Raw genomic sequence first — 16,880 nt, forward strand, 5'->3', positions numbered from 1 at the left:
ACATCTATAGGAGATAGTTACATGAAGAACTTCATCAACTTTCACATCCTGATTTCCCACAGTCCCTCCTGCCTTAACCGCGACGATATGAACATGCAGAAATCTGCTGTTTTCGGTGGTGAGCGGCGGGTGCGCGTTTCCAGTCAAAGCCTCAAACGGGCCATCCGAAAGAGTGATTACTATCGTCAGCACCTTGGCGAAGCGAGTGTGCGCACCAAGAAGTTGGACGAACTGATCGCGATCATAAATGATCGTCTGGCCGGACGCTACGATACCGACCTCCTGAAGAAGACTGTTGGGCTGCTGGCCGGCAAGGAGTTAAGTGTCGAGGTTGCGACAGAAGGTGATGCCGTGGCGCCGTGGGCAATCGAAGAGGTGGCATGGTTCTGTGAGCAGGTCAAGAGGATGGTGGCGCAAGGACAGGACGAAAAAGCTCTGGGCAAATTGTTGAAGAATGAAACGGCCGCCATGCGGCAGGCTCTGGCATCCGGTGTTGATATTGCCCTTTCCGGTCGCATGGCGACGTCAGGTCTTATGAGTGAACTCGGCAAGGTCGATGGTGCCTTGGCCGTGGCCCATGTACTGACTACCCACAGCGTTGATGCGGATATCGACTGGTTCACTGCCGTGGACGACTTGCAGGAACTGGGTTCCGGTCATCTCGATACGCAGGAATTTTCCAGCGGGGTCTTCTACCGTTATGCCAGCCTCAACGTGAAGCAGTTGCAGGAAAACCTGGGCAATGCCCCGCGCGAGAAGGCACTGGAGATCGGCGCTCATCTGCTTCACATGCTGGCAACGGTTGTCCCTTCAGCCAAACAGCAGAGTTTCGCAGCTCACAACCTGGCCGACCTTGCCCTGGTTTCCTTTTCCGATATCCCGGTATCGCTCGCTAATGCATTCGAAAAACCTGTCCGTAGCGTCAATGGCAGCGGCTTCAAAGAGCCTTCCATTGCTGAACTGCATAACTACTGGCAGCAGATCCATACAGGTTACGGCCTTTCCGAGCGGTGCGGCGAGTTCATCCTCGGTCAGAGTAGCGTCCCTGAAGGGATCACCCGGAAGAGTACTATTAACGAACTCAAAACTTGGGTGATGAACAACGGAGAGGGGTAACCATGCGTGATTATCTGATCCTCAAGCTGCAAGGACCCATGCAGTCATGGGGGGAGCATACTTTCGAGGGAAAGCGACCGTCCGGCAACTTCCCCACACGTAGCGCCCTCCTCGGCCTGCTCGGTGCCTGCCTGGGCATCAGGCGAAACGAGCCGGGTCGCCTGCAGCAACTGGCAGATAGCGTGGCCTTTGCTGTTCGTAAGGAAGAACGTTTCCGGATTTGGCGCGACGGCCGAAAAACTTCCCTGCCAATCATCAAGGCAACCGATTACCACACGGTGAGGGATGCGCGGGAGAATTATTTCGGCCTGAAAAGCCATGAGACCATTCAGACTTGGCGCGAATACCTGTTCGATGCTGCCTACACCGTTGCCGTCTGGAATACCGACGTTGCGACGATATCGCTGGTTGAACTGGAACAGGCCGTAAAGTCGCCCCACTTCACCCCCTATCTTGGTCGGCGCAGTTGTCCATTGTCCCGTCCGCTGTTCGAGATGAGCTTTTCTGCAGCGAATGCCTGTGACGCTTTGCGCATGATTCCTTCGGATGGTGGGGTGATCTACAGTGAGGAGCCGGGCGAAACACGAACCATACGGCTTCGTGACGTGCCATTGGTGCGCCAGCCGCGCCAGTTTGCCAGCCGCAACGTCCATGTCTATGGAGGGGTCGATGTATCTGAGTAAAGCCTTGATCAACGGGACAGCCTGTCGCAATCCCTACGAGATTCATCGAGTGTTGTGGAAGCTCTTTCCCGAAGATGCCGACGCCGAGCGTGATTTCCTCTTTCGTGTTGAGCGGTCCGGTCAACAGAGCGTGGAGGTGTTGATGCTGTCTCGACGCGAACCGGCCACTGCTGTAACTCGCGACGTACGGTTGATGGGGAGCAAGCCGTACATTCCCAGTCTCCAGCAAGATCAGCGGCTGCGCTTTATGCTAGTCGCCAACCCAGTAAAGACGATCAACGACGAAAGCGCGAGACTAAATAGTGCCAATGAAATAAAGAAGTGCCGCGTTCCGCTGATTCGTGAGGAGGATCTGCGTGCATGGCTGAAACGGAAACTTGAGGGCGTGGCCGTCATTGAGGCGGTCGAGGTAGAAAAGCGTCCGGCTATGAACTTTCGTAAGGCCAGGGAAAAGCGGGTCGGTAAGGTACAGGCGGTTAGTTTTCATGGTGTGTTGTCAGTGACGGACCCCGTCGGGTTGATATCCCTGATCAATACCGGCATCGGCCCTGCCAAGGCCTTCGGCTGCGGTTTGCTATCGCTGGCTAGGACATAAATCCTCCCCCCGCCCCCCCTTCATAAAGGGGGGAAAGGAGCCTTTTCGGCAGGTGTGATCATAGTAACAGGATTATCGGTACAAATTAACCTTAATATTAATAATACTGTTGAATAAATTAACAAATACATTAATATTAATGACGATAAAATTAATTTAGAGGTTAATTATGCTGCCAAGCCGAAAACGTCTCGTTCTTGAACAACTGGGGAAAACTCTCTCACGTTTCGCCGGACTACAAGCAGTATCTCCCCCGGCAAGGGGGTGGATACGAGCCATCCGGGAAGCGTTGGGGATGTCTGGCGTACAGTTTGCCGCCCGTTTGGGGGTGACGCCGCCACGGGTGACGGCGCTGGAACGGGATGAACTGTCCGGGGCCGTTACCATGAAGACCATGCGCCAGGCTGCGGAGGCTCTGGATTGCGTGTTTCTCTATGCTCTGGTGCCGCGCACGAGCCTTGAGGAAACCATTAGGAGGCAGGCGGAGGCCGTGGCGCGTGAGCGCCTGTTGCGGGTGTCCCACACCATGATGCTGGAAAGCCAGCAGCTCTCGGAAGAGGAGATGAAGCAGGCGCTGGATGCCGCGGTGGAGGAACTGGTGCGGACTATGCCGAAAGATTTGTGGAGCAAAGCCCCATGAACTTCGAGTACCCCGACGGGGCAACTCCTCTTGATTCAGATGAGGCTGAAGGGCTTCTCCTGACGCACATTACCTCACGCGGCGAGCTGGATCGCTGGGAGCAGGAAAATATCGCGGAAGGGGAGGCCTGGGCTTTCGGACGCAGGCAGAAGAATATCCTGAGCGAAGCCTTTATTCGTCGTCTGCATAAGCGGATGTTCGGCCATGTATGGCGTTGGGCCGGAGAGTTCCGCAGAAGCGACAAGAATATCGGCGTCACGTGGTGGCAGGTGCCGATTGAACTACGCAAACTGTGCGACGATGTTGTCGCCTGGATAGCGTTCGGCACCTACCCGCCCGACGAGATTGCCGTGCGGTTCCATCACCGGCTGGTGGCCATACATCCGTTTGTCAACGGCAACGGCCGTCATGCCCGGACCATGACCGACCTGTTGCTCGTCCAGGCTCTGCAGCGTCCTCGATTTACCTGGGGAAGCGGCAATCTCGTCAGTGTCGGTGACTGCCGGCGCTACTATATCGAAGCGCTTCGCGCCGCCGACCGGCATGATTATCAACTTCTGCTGGAATTTGTGCGGATGTGATCCTGATTTGCCAAGGAGGTGTCAGCAATGCAGCCACAGCTTCCTCCCCTTAAACCCATCCCGATAAAAGATCGCATCTCGGTTCTCTATGTGGAAAGGGGGAACCTCGATGTGCTTGACGGCGCCTTCGTGGTGGTGGACAAGACCGGCGTCCGCACCCATCTCCCCGTTGGCGGGGTGGCGTGTCTCATGCTGGAGCCGGGCACACGGGTATCCCATGCAGCGGTGACGCTCGCCTCCCGGATCGGCTGCCTCCTCGTCTGGATCGGCGAGGCCGGGGTCAGGCTCTACGCCTCGGGCCAGCCGGGCGGGGCGCGGGCCGACCGGCTCCTCTACCAGGCTAAACTGGCCCTGGACGATTCGGCTCGGCTGAAAGTTGTGCGCAAGATGTACGCCCTCCGCTTCAGGGAAGAACCTCCCGAGCGGCGAAGCGTGGAACAACTGCGCGGCATTGAGGGGGTGAGGGTGCGCAAGATGTATGAGCTTCTCGCCCGCCAGCACGGTGTTGCGTGGAAGGCCCGCAACTACGACCACACTCAGTGGGAAAGCGGCGATGTGCCGAACCGCTGTCTGTCATCGGCCACCGCCTGTCTTTACGGTATCTGCGAGGCGGCGATCCTGGCTGCGGGCTATGCCCCTGCGGTCGGTTTCATCCATACCGGCAAACCCCAATCGTTCGTCTACGACATCGCCGACATCTTCAAGTTCGAAACCGTGGTGCCGGTAGCCTTCCGGATAGCCGCCAAAAAACCCCGCGACCCGGAGCGGGAAGTACGGCTCGCCTGCCGCGATGCCTTCCGCCAGTCAAAGCTTCTGCACCGGATCATACCTACCATTGAGCAGGTGCTAGCAGCCGGTGGCATGGATGTGCCCACGCCGCCGCCCGAGTCGGTCGAAGCCGTAATTCCGAACAAGGAGGGGATCGGCGATGCTGGTCATCGTGGTTGAGAATGCGCCTCCGAGGCTGCGCGGCCGGCTGGCTCTCTGGCTGCTTGAAGTGCGGGCCGGAGTCTACGTGGGCAAAGTCTCGCGTCGGGTGCGGGAGATGATCTGGAATACCACCGTGCAGGGGATAGACGACGGTAACGCCGTCATGGCTTGGAGTACCAACACAGAGTCGGGTTTCGACTTCCTAACCCTCGGCGCTAACCGGCGAGTTCCGGTAGAGATGGATGGAATCAAGTTGGTGTCATTCCTGCCGGAGAATGGAGCACAGCAGGCTGCCGAACCATGACGAAACCTGTGAGAAAAGTTGGTAGGTTTGAGCTGTTTGGAAATTGCATGTGAATTCAATGATGTAGAGGAAGTGTGTTCCCCGCATGCGCGGGGATGAACCGATGCTCGTGGGGTGGTCGTGGGGGCTTGCTGAGTGTTCCCCGCATGCGCGGGGATGAACCGATGTTCGGAAATTCGATCAGGCGAACGACGATGTGTTCCCCGCATGCGCGGGGATGAACCGCATTTTATCTGCCTGGCGATTCAGATACGCCTGTGTTCCCCGCATGCGCGGGGATGAACCGGTATGACGTGTCTGGCACTGGCCACACGGTGAGTGTTCCCCGCATGCGCGGGGATGAACCGGACGATGACACGATTCTTTGTAAACAAGTTTCGTGTTCCCCGCATGCGCGGGGATGAACCGTCGCATAACATAGACGCCGTCCCTAGGTACTGGTGTTCCCCGCATGCGCGGGGATGAACCGCGCATGGCCCCGCCGCATTTGGGGCAAGGGCCGTGTTCCCCGCATGCGCGGGGATGAACCGCGCTCGCAACGCCTCATCAATCCCTTTCAGCTGTGTTCCCCGCATGCGCGGGGATGAACCGTTTTAACAGTGTTTCGGATGAGGTCCAGAACGGTGTTCCCCGCATGCGCGGGGATGAACCGCGGATCGACCGCTCCCGACTCTTCGTTCACTGGTGTTCCCCGCATGCGCGGGGATGAACCGCTGAGGGTAACCATGTTCGACCCCGCCGCCGAGTGTTCCCCGCATGCGCGGGGATGAACCGCCCGAGGGCCACCGACGCCTCCGACACGGCACGTGTTCCCCGCATGCGCGGGGATGAACCGAGAATCCAGGTTGTCCTGTGGTAACCGCAGTGGTGTTCCCCGCATGCGCGGGGATGAACCGCGATGCAAGTCGTGGAACCTGATGCCCCTTGGGTGTTCCCCGCATGCGCGGGGATGAACCGGTCAAAAACGCCTCGGGCAAACTCGACAAGGGGTGTTCCCCGCATGCGCGGGGATGAACCGTCGCCATCGACAACGCCGATTTCGGCGCCACCGTGTTCCCCGCATGCGCGGGGATGAACCGAAGCCGCTCGCGTCGAAAAAGAGCAGCCGGCTGTGTTCCCCGCATGCGCGGGGATGAACCGGCCTCCACTTCCGTGACGCCTGCAAAGAAGTCGTGTTCCCCGCATGCGCGGGGATGAACCGTCGGCCAAGAGCTTGACGTCGAGCGAGATCCGGTGTTCCCCGCATGCGCGGGGATGAACCGGCCGCCGCCGTGTGGGAGTGCAAGGTTGAATTGTGTTCCCCGCATGCGCGGGGATGAACCGGTGAGGTCCTTATCTCCGCCGCTACCGATGGCGTGTTCCCCGCATGCGCGGGGATGAACCGAGGAAAGAGGCAATCGGATTTCCCTCCTTTGAGTGTTCCCCGCATGCGCGGGGATGAACCGGCGGGGAACATTCTCCGCGAACTGTACCCGGAGTGTTCCCCGCATGCGCGGGGATGAACCGGCGGCCCGGATGATCTCGAGGGTGTCGGCCACGTGTTCCCCGCATGCGCGGGGATGAACCGACGAAACCGGCGCCCCTGTCGCCTACCATGTGGTGTTCCCCGCATGCGCGGGGATGAACCGATAACGGTACACCCTATGTCCTCTGGGTAGCAGTGTTCCCCGCATGCGCGGGGATGAACCGGCACCGGGAAAAACCTCTTTTTTGAGAGTGTCGTGTTCCCCGCATGCGCGGGGATGAACCGGACAGAAGAACGGCAGGAGCCGGGACGGGGTAGTGTTCCCCGCATGCGCGGGGATGAACCGAAACCCGGAAAAAAATCAAGGCTGATGGACGTGTGTTCCCCGCATGCGCGGGGATGAACCGCAAAGAAAATACTTGAGGATTTTGCCAAAAGTGTGTTCCCCGCATGCGCGGGGATGAACCGTGGAAGGAGCCAACAACGGATTATGGCGAAAGGTGTTCCCCGCATGCGCGGGGATGAACCAGTCGAGCAGGGACTAGCTGAATATTTCGCCACGTGTTCCCCGCATGCGCGGGGATGAACCGATCTCGCCATGAAGATTCTCTGCGCAGACGAAGTGTTCCCCGCATGCGCGGGGATGAACCGGATTACTCCGGCCGCTCGGTGCTGCATGGCTTGTGTTCCCCGCATGCGCGGGGATGAACCGGAAATCGTCAAACTGCAGAAAGAAAACGACAAGTGTTCCCCGCATGCGCGGGGATGAACCGCTCGCGGTGATCGGCATAGTGTTTTGTCGCTTGTGTTCCCCGCATGCGCGGGGATGAACCGGAGTGCGGTGCGGCGCCGAATGACTACGGCCGGTGTTCCCCGCATGCGCGGGGATGAACCGGGCCTGGACGAAATCCGCTCCGACGTGTTCGGGTGTTCCCCGCATGCGCGGGGATGAACCGCCTGTTTCATAACCATCGCCATAAAGAGATACGTGTTCCCCGCATGCGCGGGGATGAACCGCCGATATTATCGGGTTTTTGCTTTCAACTATAGTGTTCCCCGCATGCGCGGGGATGAACCGCTCCCCGGCTTTGACTCTCCCTGGCATCGGGTGTGTTCCCCGCATGCGCGGGGATGAACCGTTGGGGGGGGGCTGGATGCCCCCCCCTTTCATGTGTTCCCCGCATGCGCGGGGATGAACCGCTCGCCGCAATCGGGTCACCCGACACAATCGCGTGTTCCCCGCATGCGCGGGGATGAACCGACCTTGACACCGCCCGGGCCAACGACAACAAAGTGTTCCCCGCATGCGCGGGGATGAACCGAGGGCCGGCCCCATATCCATGAAACCGCCGTGGTGTTCCCCGCATGCGCGGGGATGAACCGAAACCATGCCGGCAGGGTTGAAAGAAATTCGGGTGTTCCCCGCATGCGCGGGGATGAACCGATCTCGCTCGGCCTCCCGGATGTAGCGATGCAGTGTTCCCCGCATGCGCGGGGATGAACCGTCGATCCGAACGCCGATCCCGACGAGGAATACGTGTTCCCCGCATGCGCGGGGATGAACCGATCATCACCGAGGTGCTCGCGGCTGACAGCAAGTGTTCCCCGCATGCGCGGGGATGAACCGTTGTGGGCACTAGAGCCGGGCGCGGCGTTGGTGTGTTCCCCGCATGCGCGGGGATGAACCGTACCTGGAGAGTCGTGGCCTCTCGACCGAGGCGTGTTCCCCGCATGCGCGGGGATGAACCGCTCAATCCCCCGACACAAATTGAGCGCCGGGGGTGTTCCCCGCATGCGCGGGGATGAACCGTATTTCACGTCATCAACGATTGACCGGTAGTCGTGTTCCCCGCATGCGCGGGGATGAACCGGCCGGCCGGGAAAATTATCGACAGTTTCAGGAGTGTTCCCCGCATGCGCGGGGATGAACCGAAACGCCCACCATGTAGCCGGGAAACATCACCGTGTTCCCCGCATGCGCGGGGATGAACCGCAACTGATCGCCCTCGATGAGCAGCTCCCGAGCGTGTTCCCCGCATGCGCGGGGATGAACCGGCACGGAGGATGCGGAAATGATCAGACTGTTTGTGTTCCCCGCATGCGCGGGGATGAACCGGGTTTATGTGATTTTTATCTGGAATGCTATTGGTGTTCCCCGCATGCGCGGGGATGAACCGCTCACCTATGCCCAGTTTGAGCTGATCCTCGTGTGTTCCCCGCATGCGCGGGGATGAACCGCTCAACCAGAAGCCCCGCGACGAGCACCTCCGGTGTTCCCCGCATGCGCGGGGATGAACCGAAAGACGGCCATTTCACCGCCGCAGATCTCGAGTGTTCCCCGCATGCGCGGGGATGAACCGACCCACTCGCCATCCGTGGCGACGAACTCGACGTGTTCCCCGCATGCGCGGGGATGAACCGAAAAAACTCTGTCTCCCTATCGGTATCGTCATGTGTTCCCCGCATGCGCGGGGATGAACCGTCCCGAATCATCCTGGAGTAGAGTTATGGACCGTGTTCCCCGCATGCGCGGGGATGAACCGGAAAAACCGGGGTCGTTATAGGTCTGAGCCGTGTGTTCCCCGCATGCGCGGGGATGAACCGAGCGCCACGGTGTCGTAGACGGTCGGGTTCGTGTGTTCCCCGCATGCGCGGGGATGAACCGCCCTGGTCCGCTACGTGGCATAACGAAAGGAGGTGTTCCCCGCATGCGCGGGGATGAACCGGGCGTCAAGGACCATTCTGGGTTCCATCCGACGTGTTCCCCGCATGCGCGGGGATGAACCGAGAAAGCTCCACAGTGCCCGCTCCCGGGCAGCGTGTTCCCCGCATGCGCGGGGATGAACCGGGGGCGCGCCTTACCGCGAATTACCCCACGCTGTGTTCCCCGCATGCGCGGGGATGAACCGTCAACGGTAGATACATCAACCATGCAGTGCCAGTGTTCCCCGCATGCGCGGGGATGAACCGTCCACCTGCGGGTCGAGATTGGCGCCCAGCTCGTGTTCCCCGCATGCGCGGGGATGAACCGTACACCCGCCGGGTCGACGACCGTTTCGTGAGGTGTTCCCCGCATGCGCGGGGATGAACCGAGGACGTGCACGCGGTTGAGGATATCGCCATAGTGTTCCCCGCATGCGCGGGGATGAACCGCAGCAGCAGGAACAGCAACAATACTGATAATTGTGTTCCCCGCATGCGCGGGGATGAACCGTACGGGGCGTTCTCGTGCCGGTACGGGCCGGGGTGTTCCCCGCATGCGCGGGGATGAACCGGCCTACGTCGTCACCGTGCAAAAACTCATAGAGTGTTCCCCGCATGCGCGGGGATGAACCGGTCGAACGCAGTAAACAGGTTGTCGATTGCTGGTGTTCCCCGCATGCGCGGGGATGAACCGAGCATCCCGTAGAATGGGCACACATCGTCAACGTGTTCCCCGCATGCGCGGGGATGAACCGCTATGGCCTACGCCGAGAAGTGCGGACGTGAGGTGTTCCCCGCATGCGCGGGGATGAACCGTTCGTGATGCAGGGCCGCGAGGCGTAGAGATTGTGTTCCCCGCATGCGCGGGGATGAACCGGAGCTGCCGGGGATATTCGCCTGGGCTCTCATGTGTTCCCCGCATGCGCGGGGATGAACCGGTCCGGAAGCGGGCACGGGCCAGGTTAATGGAGTGTTCCCCGCATGCGCGGGGATGAACCGCGCACCCAGCACGTCAATCCATTCCTTGTTTCGTGTTCCCCGCATGCGCGGGGATGAACCGTACGGTGCCCTGCTGGCCGAAGAGGCCGACACGTGTTCCCCGCATGCGCGGGGATGAACCGCTTGCCCTCCGCCTGCAACGCAATCCGGAGGCGTGTTCCCCGCATGCGCGGGGATGAACCGTGGCGGGGCTCGTCCGAGGCATTCAGCATTTTGTGTTCCCCGCATGCGCGGGGATGAACCGGTTCTCGGGCTATTGCTGGACGTCGCTTGTCTGTGTTCCCCGCATGCGCGGGGATGAACCGGCGCGCGAGTCACACCGGGATTCCATCGGAAAGTGTTCCCCGCATGCGCGGGGATGAACCGCCGCCGCCGAAGCCCGCCTGCAGGCGTGGAGCGTGTTCCCCGCATGCGCGGGGATGAACCGAACAACGCGCCCACGTATGACTATGTTTCCGAGTGTTCCCCGCATGCGCGGGGATGAACCGCGGCACCGTGAGCCTTGCCGGTGGTGTCACCCGTGTTCCCCGCATGCGCGGGGATGAACCGGGAACGGAACGAAAGCAACGTGGATGATCACAGTGTTCCCCGCATGCGCGGGGATGAACCGGGCCTGCAAGAACGGTTCGGATTGTCGAGGCTGTGTTCCCCGCATGCGCGGGGATGAACCGGTCGCGGAATGTAGTATAGTTTGGCCGAGTAGGTGTTCCCCGCATGCGCGGGGATGAACCGGACGCGGCAAACGCTACGGCGGCAGAGTCGGAGTGTTCCCCGCATGCGCGGGGATGAACCGCTGGTGGGCTCCGTATGTAGGTTTGGCGCTATGTGCTCCCCGCATGCGCGGGGATGAACCGCTGGTAGAGCCGAGTTCTTCGCCAACACCAATGTGTTCCCCGCATGCGCGGGGATGAACCGCTCCACGATTGAATGAAACCGAGATTTAACCGATGTTCCCCGCATGCGCGGGGATGAACCGGCCGTGCCGGAGATGGTGCGTTTCTGGCCCAGGTGTTCCCCGCATGCGCGGGGATGAACCGGGCGATTGTCACGGCATAACAAATTGAGGGATGTGTTCCCCGCATGCGCGGGGATGAACCGTGACAACTCATCCTCACCATTCCACCAATAATGTGTTCCCCGCATGCGCGGGGATGAACCGGGATTTATAAACACGTGTTGCTTTTTTGTTCTGTGTTCCCCGCATGCGCGGGGATGAACCGAAGCGCCGTTTGGGGAGACTATACGGGCATACGTGTTCCCCGCATGCGCGGGGATGAACCGGGGCTTTCTACCCTGTTGTTTCTACTCTCTCCGTGTTCCCCGCATGCGCGGGGATGAACCGCCAGCTTTGTAAAAAAACGGTACGTGTGCCGCGTGTTCCCCGCATGCGCGGGGATGAACCGAGAAGAAATAGCCCCGACCAGGACGATCTTGGGTGTTCCCCGCATGCGCGGGGATGAACCGCAGCATTCCATCAACACACTTGTCCAGTTCTCGTGTTCCCCGCATGCGCGGGGATGAACCGCCACTATGACGAACGGTCTGGTTCGGAGTTGCGTGTTCCCCGCATGCGCGGGGATGAACCGTTTTATGTCCTGGCCGAAGATATCGTCCATTGGTGTTCCCCGCATGCGCGGGGATGAACCGTACAGCGTGTTCTTTGAGAATGTGGCGTACAGGTGTTCCCCGCATGCGCGGGGATGAACCGACCGGCGCCCCCCTTGGGATCGATTATGGCTGGTGTTCCCCGCATGCGCGGGGATGAACCGGGGGGATGTAATGTACCAGTTCCCCCCGACCAGTGTTCCCCGCATGCGCGGGGATGAACCGGCGAACTCATCGCTTGGCCGCTGGATAACAGCGTGTTCCCCGCATGCGCGGGGATGAACCGATGCCGCCATGAACATCACCACTGAGCAATTCGTGTTCCCCGCATGCGCGGGGATGAACCGTTCGTCTGGGGCATGGTGCTCGTTTCGGTCAGGTGTTCCCCGCATGCGCGGGGATGAACCGGGATTCGGTGTAGACCGAGCCGCCAGACGCAGGTGTTCCCCGCATGCGCGGGGATGAACCGAGCCTTCTGGGGATGAAAGAGGTGATAGTGGCGTGTTCCCCGCATGCGCGGGGATGAACCGCGGCTGCGCAAAGGCTCCGGCGCCCTCGCCTGGTGTTCCCCGCATGCGCGGGGATGAACCGAGTACATGAACGGTTCACAGGTGTATTTCTGAGTGTTCCCCGCATGCGCGGGGATGAACCGTCATAGTCGAAAAACTCATCGCCTTCGGAAAAGTGTTCCCCGCATGCGCGGGCATGAACCGGTACTTGACCATGTAATAGTTGACACTGACTCGTGTTCCCCGCATGCGCGGGGATGAACCGCCCTTTCGGAGTGCAAGGGCTTGTGTTCACGGGACGGGATGGCCTGGAGCCGGACGATGCGTGTCTGCTCCTAATGGCTTCATCCATTTCTGCAACGTGTAGTTACGGTGGTGCTCTTTGGAAAAAAGAAGACGGCCCCATCATCGGGAGCCGTCTTCTTTTTTCAAGGCTTGGTGTGTGCGGCGTCCGGACTATTGTCCGTCGCTTCTACTGGATCGCAAGGTTATTGACCACGAGCGCGCCGTTGGTGATGGTGAGGACCCCCTGCAGGGTCGTCATGCCGGTGCTGGTGCCGAAGAGCGCGTCGTAACCACCGCTGAATGTGATGGTGCCGGTCTTGTTGAGGTTGACTGCAGGTTCGACGAACAGAACCCCAAAGGCCTGGATGGTGTTGCCTGAAGCCGCTGCAGTGAATGCGGCCGCCAGGCTCGGATAGTAGGTAGTGTTGATCCGGACCGGGTTGGTGGTGGGCGAGATGCCCGTACCACTAAGGCTGATGTTCGGCACGGGAGAGGCGGCGTCATTTGAGGCGATCTGCAGGTTGGCCGTCACATTCCCTGCTGCCGTGGGAGCGAACGTGACGGAGAAGGTGCAGTTGGCGGCCGGGGCGATCGTCACCGGCAGGGTGCCGCAGGAACCGTTCTGGATCGTGAACATGGCCGCATTGCCGCCCGATGGGGTGAACGCGGTTACATCAAGGGGCAGTTGTCCGGTGTTGGTTACGGTGATGTTAGTCGGGCTCGAGGTGAAGCCGACGGTTACGTTACCGAAGTTTGCCGTCAGCGGGGAAACCGTGATTATCGGTCTGGAGATGACGGCCGTGTCGGCGGAAAGGACGTTGGACACCGGCGAATCGCCGAGGGCGTTGTAGGCGACTACCCGATACCGGTAGGTGGTGGTCGAGTTGATGGCCAGGTCGGTATAGCTGGTGGCGTTCGCCAGGGCCGTCCCGACGGGGGCGAAATTGGTGCAGCTGCTGCCGGCGCAACGCTCGACCCGGAAGCCGATTTCGTTTTTCGGGTTGCCCAGGGTCGTGGGCGCGCTCGGCGGCGTAGAATCGGTCCAGTTGAGCACCACGCTGTTGACGGTGACGATGGCCGTGTTCAGGGTCGGCGCGTCCGGCAGGTTGGTTACGGGAATGAACTGCATGGGCCGCATCATGTCGTTTTCTTCATGGCTCAGGATGTGGCAGTGCCAGACGTATTCCCAGTCGAAGTTCAAGAGGCGGTTGATGTTGGGCGTTGCCCATGCCTGCCCGGTGGTCGGGTCGACCATGGAGAGCTCGGTGGTGTCGCCGAGAGGGGTCGCCGGGTTCAGGGGACGGAAGCTGTTGGGTATGCCAAACGGCATCTTGGGCTTGACCGGCTTCATGGCGACGATGGTGTCCTCGAGCGGGCTGATCCGGACGGTATCCTTCCAGCCCAGTTCGGTGGGGTCGGGCAGGCGGATGAAGCCGTCCCAGCCGACCCGGTTGAGCACCTGGACGTCGAAGAGGTGGAAGTGGACCGGGTGCGTGTCCACGCCGTTGTGGGTGATTTTCCAGATCTGGATGCCGTCTTCCTGGAGCACTTCCGTTGCCGGGTCGCTGTAGGTCTGGACGATGAAGTTGACGCGGCCGGCGCCGGGGGTGATCAGTTCGAGGCCGAGGGCGGCGCGCATGCGGCCGTAGTCGTCGAAGGTTTCGCCCTGCTCGTCCTGGATCGCCTTGAACTTCATGGGCATGCCGCCTTTGGTGGTCTTGGTGGGATCCCAGGGCAGGGGCGTGGTGTCGGCAGGGTTGTACTGGTAGGTGGTTGATCCGTCGCTGCCGATGAAGTTGAGGACCTTGTCGTTGATGCGGGAGACGCCCCAGTTGGGCCACGAGGTGGGGAACACCCGGTCGTAGGCCTTGTTGTAGGCATCATAGGTTTCGGGGAACAGGAAGGCGCTGAAGACAGCAGGGTCGCCGGCGGGGTTCATGTTGCCCTGACCCACGATGATCGGGTCCTGTGAGCGCTGGAAGACGCTGGGCTGGCCTCCGGAGTTGCTGCCCGAGGTGAAGGCGGCCTGCAGCGCGGCGAGGTTGAAAGGAGCACCGGCGCCGGCTGCGACGCGAATTTTCATGATGGTGCGGGTGTTGGGGCCGAAGCCGGCCAGCGTGGTGTCGGCGCCGCCCATGGCGCGGTTGTCCGGGGAGCCGGTGTAGTAGTCGTAGTGCGGATCCAGGGCGGGCCAGGGGGCAGGCGCGTCATTGTAGAGGATCAGGGTCTGCCCGGCATACTGGGAGAAGTCGACGATCACGTCGACCCGTTCGGCGGGGCCAAGTATGAGCGAGCCGCCGTTGACGTTGCCGGCGTTGAAGGTGGTTACGTCGTTGTTCCAGGTGACCGGGTGGCTGGGAATGACCACGGGCTTGGGCAGGAAGCCGCCCTCGGTGCCGATCATGACCCAGTCGGGACCCCGGGTGGTCCAGTCGGGGATGCCGCCGGGACGGCCGTCGGCAGGCCACGTGGCGGGCCAGGTCGGATCCGTCGAGTAGTCCAGGGCCGGAAGCATTTTCACTTCTGTCTCGGTGGCACAACCGCCGAGCGCCAGACACTTGGCGTCGGAGCCCGGCGTGGCGTTGGGATCCACCGTCGGATCGGCCTTGTAGAGCTGCAGGTTGACGAACCGGTCATGGTTCGCGTTGAGGACGCGGAGCCGGTAAGGCTTGGGATCCACGTCGACGACCGGATAGGCGGTGCCGTTGACGAGGGGGGTATCCATGAACGCTTCAGCTCCCCATGAAGGGTTGGGGGTGCTCGGAATCTCGGGGGGCTGGCAGAACTGGCCGTAAGGGCCGCCCAGCAAGCCAGGCGTGGTGGCGGGGTCGCCCGCCGGATCGCACGCAGCACTGTAGTAGGGGTTGGGGATCGGCTGGAACGGGTTGTTGGTGGCGGGCCAGAAGTAAGGTCCGTAGGCCCAGCGTCCCATGGGGGCGATGCCGGTGATGTCGAAGGGGTTCTGGGCCGGCATGTAGACGTGGGGCCACCAGAGATCGCCCTTGACCGGCGTCATGGGACCGGTTCCCGTCCAGGGCTGGCTACCCCAGGCCCAGGTAGGGTCGGTGGCGACGATGGTGGCCGGGTCAACGAAGGTCTTGTCTTCAATGACCAGCGGAAGCTCCGCGGAAGGGATGGTTCCGGCGGTGATCAGTTCCTGCTCCACAGCGTCCCTGATCAGGTAGCCGGCCGCCTCGCCCACGTAGACGTTGAGGCGGGTGATGCCCCAGGCGTGGTCATGGTAAAACAGCATGCGGGAGCTCTGCTGGTTGGTCCAGTAGTAGGTCTGGGCGCCGGGACCCGGGTCGGGCATGTCCGGTACGTTTTCCACGCTGACCCCCGTGGGGTAGTCGGTCATCTCGCCGGCGGGGGTGATCCACTGGTGAGGGGTGCCGTCACTGATCCAGGGGGTGCGGCCGCCGTGCAGGTGCAGTTCGGCCCGGTTCTGGGTGAAGGTGCCCGACTTGAGGGCCGTTGCCTGCTTCGTGACCGGATCGTAGTCGATCTGGAAGGGACCCGAGCCCATGACCGTCTGGTCGACGGGGATGAAAAGGTTGCCGCCGGCGCCGGTGGGGAGCTTGTTGATGAACTTTACCCGTACGGGCCGGTCCTTCTGGGCAACGATAATGGGGCCCAGGTGACGGGGGCCGGGTGCCGGAGCCACGGTGTTGTTGGCTGTCGTACAGGGGGTGGCCAGGTTCAGCGACGGATCGGTACACGAGGTCGTGTCAGTGCCGTTGTTCACCTGGACGTAGCCCCGCAGGGTGGTCGGCGGCAGGTCGGAATGCATCTGCTCCGAGTATTGCCGCAGTTCGATTTCGTAATAATCGGAGCCGGGGTAGGTGGTGATGTCGGGTACGGCCACGGACAGAAACTGCCCTAGGTTGTTGGCGTTGCCGCTGCCGAGTCCCGGCAGGGTGTCGACGAATTTCCGCATGGGCGGGCTGTTCGCCCAGTTGGGGGTGGTCAGGTAGTCCGGCGTGTCGCCGGGACCGATGGGGGTCTTGTCCGGCTTGAGGAACGCCAGCGCGGTGCCGGTACCGGACCCGAGAGTGAGAATCGCTATGGCCGTGGCCAATAACATGCGTGCGGAAGTCATGATCAAATGTCTCCTTTGTGCTGGCTATAACCCGTCGGAACCGGGTGTTGCTGGCTTCAGGCTACTCATTAGTGCGGCCGGCCCACGGTTGTCAGTCCGCCGCACGCACGTTTGCGTCACGCACCTTGCGCAGTTCATCGCGCCGCTTCTTCGCATCTTCACGTTTTTTAACCACGTTTCTCTGGGCCTGGGGCACCTTGCTGCCAGCGGCATTTACGTCATAACGCGCAGCTGGTTCACCCTTCTGGCGCTTTTGCCGGGGCGCCTTGGAGGGCTCCGCCCCCATGCCCGACGCGACCAGAATGCCGGAAATCAGTAATCCGGTTACTGCTCCCATCAGTCTTTTCATGGCCTATTCTCCTTTTC

At 61.2% G+C, this 16,880-nt stretch carries 9 protein-coding genes and 1 CRISPR repeat array; of the genes, 7 read left to right on the forward strand and 2 right to left on the reverse strand.

What is annotated here, in order from left to right; genetic code table 11:
- The first annotated feature begins 21 nt into the window (after positions 1-21).
- From cas7e to cas2e, 7 genes are all read left to right on the forward strand, one after another.
- On the forward strand, positions 22-1,116 hold the full coding sequence (gene cas7e, locus AABA48_RS04065) for a type I-E CRISPR-associated protein Cas7/Cse4/CasC (RefSeq protein ID WP_338271150.1): 1,095 nt from the start codon (positions 22-24) through the stop codon (positions 1,114-1,116).
- 2 nt (positions 1,117-1,118) lie between these two features.
- A complete protein-coding gene (gene cas5e / locus AABA48_RS04070) occupies positions 1,119-1,799 on the forward strand; it encodes a type I-E CRISPR-associated protein Cas5/CasD (RefSeq protein ID WP_338271151.1) in 681 nt (226 codons plus the stop codon).
- On the forward strand, positions 1,786-2,394 hold the full coding sequence (gene cas6e / locus AABA48_RS04075; RefSeq protein ID WP_338271152.1) for a type I-E CRISPR-associated protein Cas6/Cse3/CasE: 609 nt from the start codon (positions 1,786-1,788) through the stop codon (positions 2,392-2,394). The genes cas5e and cas6e overlap by 14 nt, the downstream gene beginning before the upstream one ends.
- Positions 2,395-2,563: 169 nt before the next feature.
- Positions 2,564-3,034 carry a mobile mystery protein A gene (locus AABA48_RS04080; RefSeq protein ID WP_010942039.1) on the forward strand — a complete coding sequence of 157 codons (471 nt, stop codon included), beginning with the start codon at positions 2,564-2,566 and terminating at the stop codon, positions 3,032-3,034.
- On the forward strand, positions 3,031-3,615 hold the full coding sequence (locus AABA48_RS04085; RefSeq protein ID WP_045668449.1) for a mobile mystery protein B: 585 nt from the start codon (positions 3,031-3,033) through the stop codon (positions 3,613-3,615). Before AABA48_RS04080 ends, AABA48_RS04085 begins: the two co-directional genes overlap by 4 nt.
- Positions 3,616-3,642: 27 nt before the next feature.
- Entirely contained in the window at positions 3,643-4,563 is a 921-nt protein-coding gene (gene cas1e / locus AABA48_RS04090) for a type I-E CRISPR-associated endonuclease Cas1e (protein WP_014551619.1), read from the forward strand.
- A complete protein-coding gene (gene cas2e, locus AABA48_RS04095; RefSeq protein ID WP_010942042.1) occupies positions 4,544-4,849 on the forward strand; it encodes a type I-E CRISPR-associated endoribonuclease Cas2e in 306 nt (101 codons plus the stop codon). Before cas1e ends, cas2e begins: the two co-directional genes overlap by 20 nt.
- A gap of 74 nt (positions 4,850-4,923) precedes the next feature.
- Positions 4,924-12,395: direct repeats of the CRISPR family, unit length 29 nt; unit sequence GTGTTCCCCGCATGCGCGGGGATGAACCG.
- A gap of 207 nt (positions 12,396-12,602) precedes the next feature.
- Here the strand turns inward: cas2e and AABA48_RS04100 are convergent.
- Together AABA48_RS04100 and AABA48_RS04105 are read right to left on the reverse strand one after the other, a co-directional pair.
- A complete protein-coding gene (locus AABA48_RS04100; RefSeq protein ID WP_338271153.1) occupies positions 12,603-16,514 on the reverse strand; it encodes a choice-of-anchor D domain-containing protein in 3,912 nt (1,303 codons plus the stop codon).
- A gap of 91 nt (positions 16,515-16,605) precedes the next feature.
- A complete protein-coding gene (locus AABA48_RS04105) occupies positions 16,606-16,863 on the reverse strand; it encodes a hypothetical protein (protein ID WP_010942044.1) in 258 nt (85 codons plus the stop codon).
- Between the last annotated feature and the right edge of the window lie 17 nt (positions 16,864-16,880).

It is taken from the genome of Geobacter sp. 60473, assembly GCF_036323535.1.
GTDB classification, from domain to species: domain Bacteria; phylum Desulfobacterota; class Desulfuromonadia; order Geobacterales; family Geobacteraceae; genus Geobacter; species Geobacter sulfurreducens.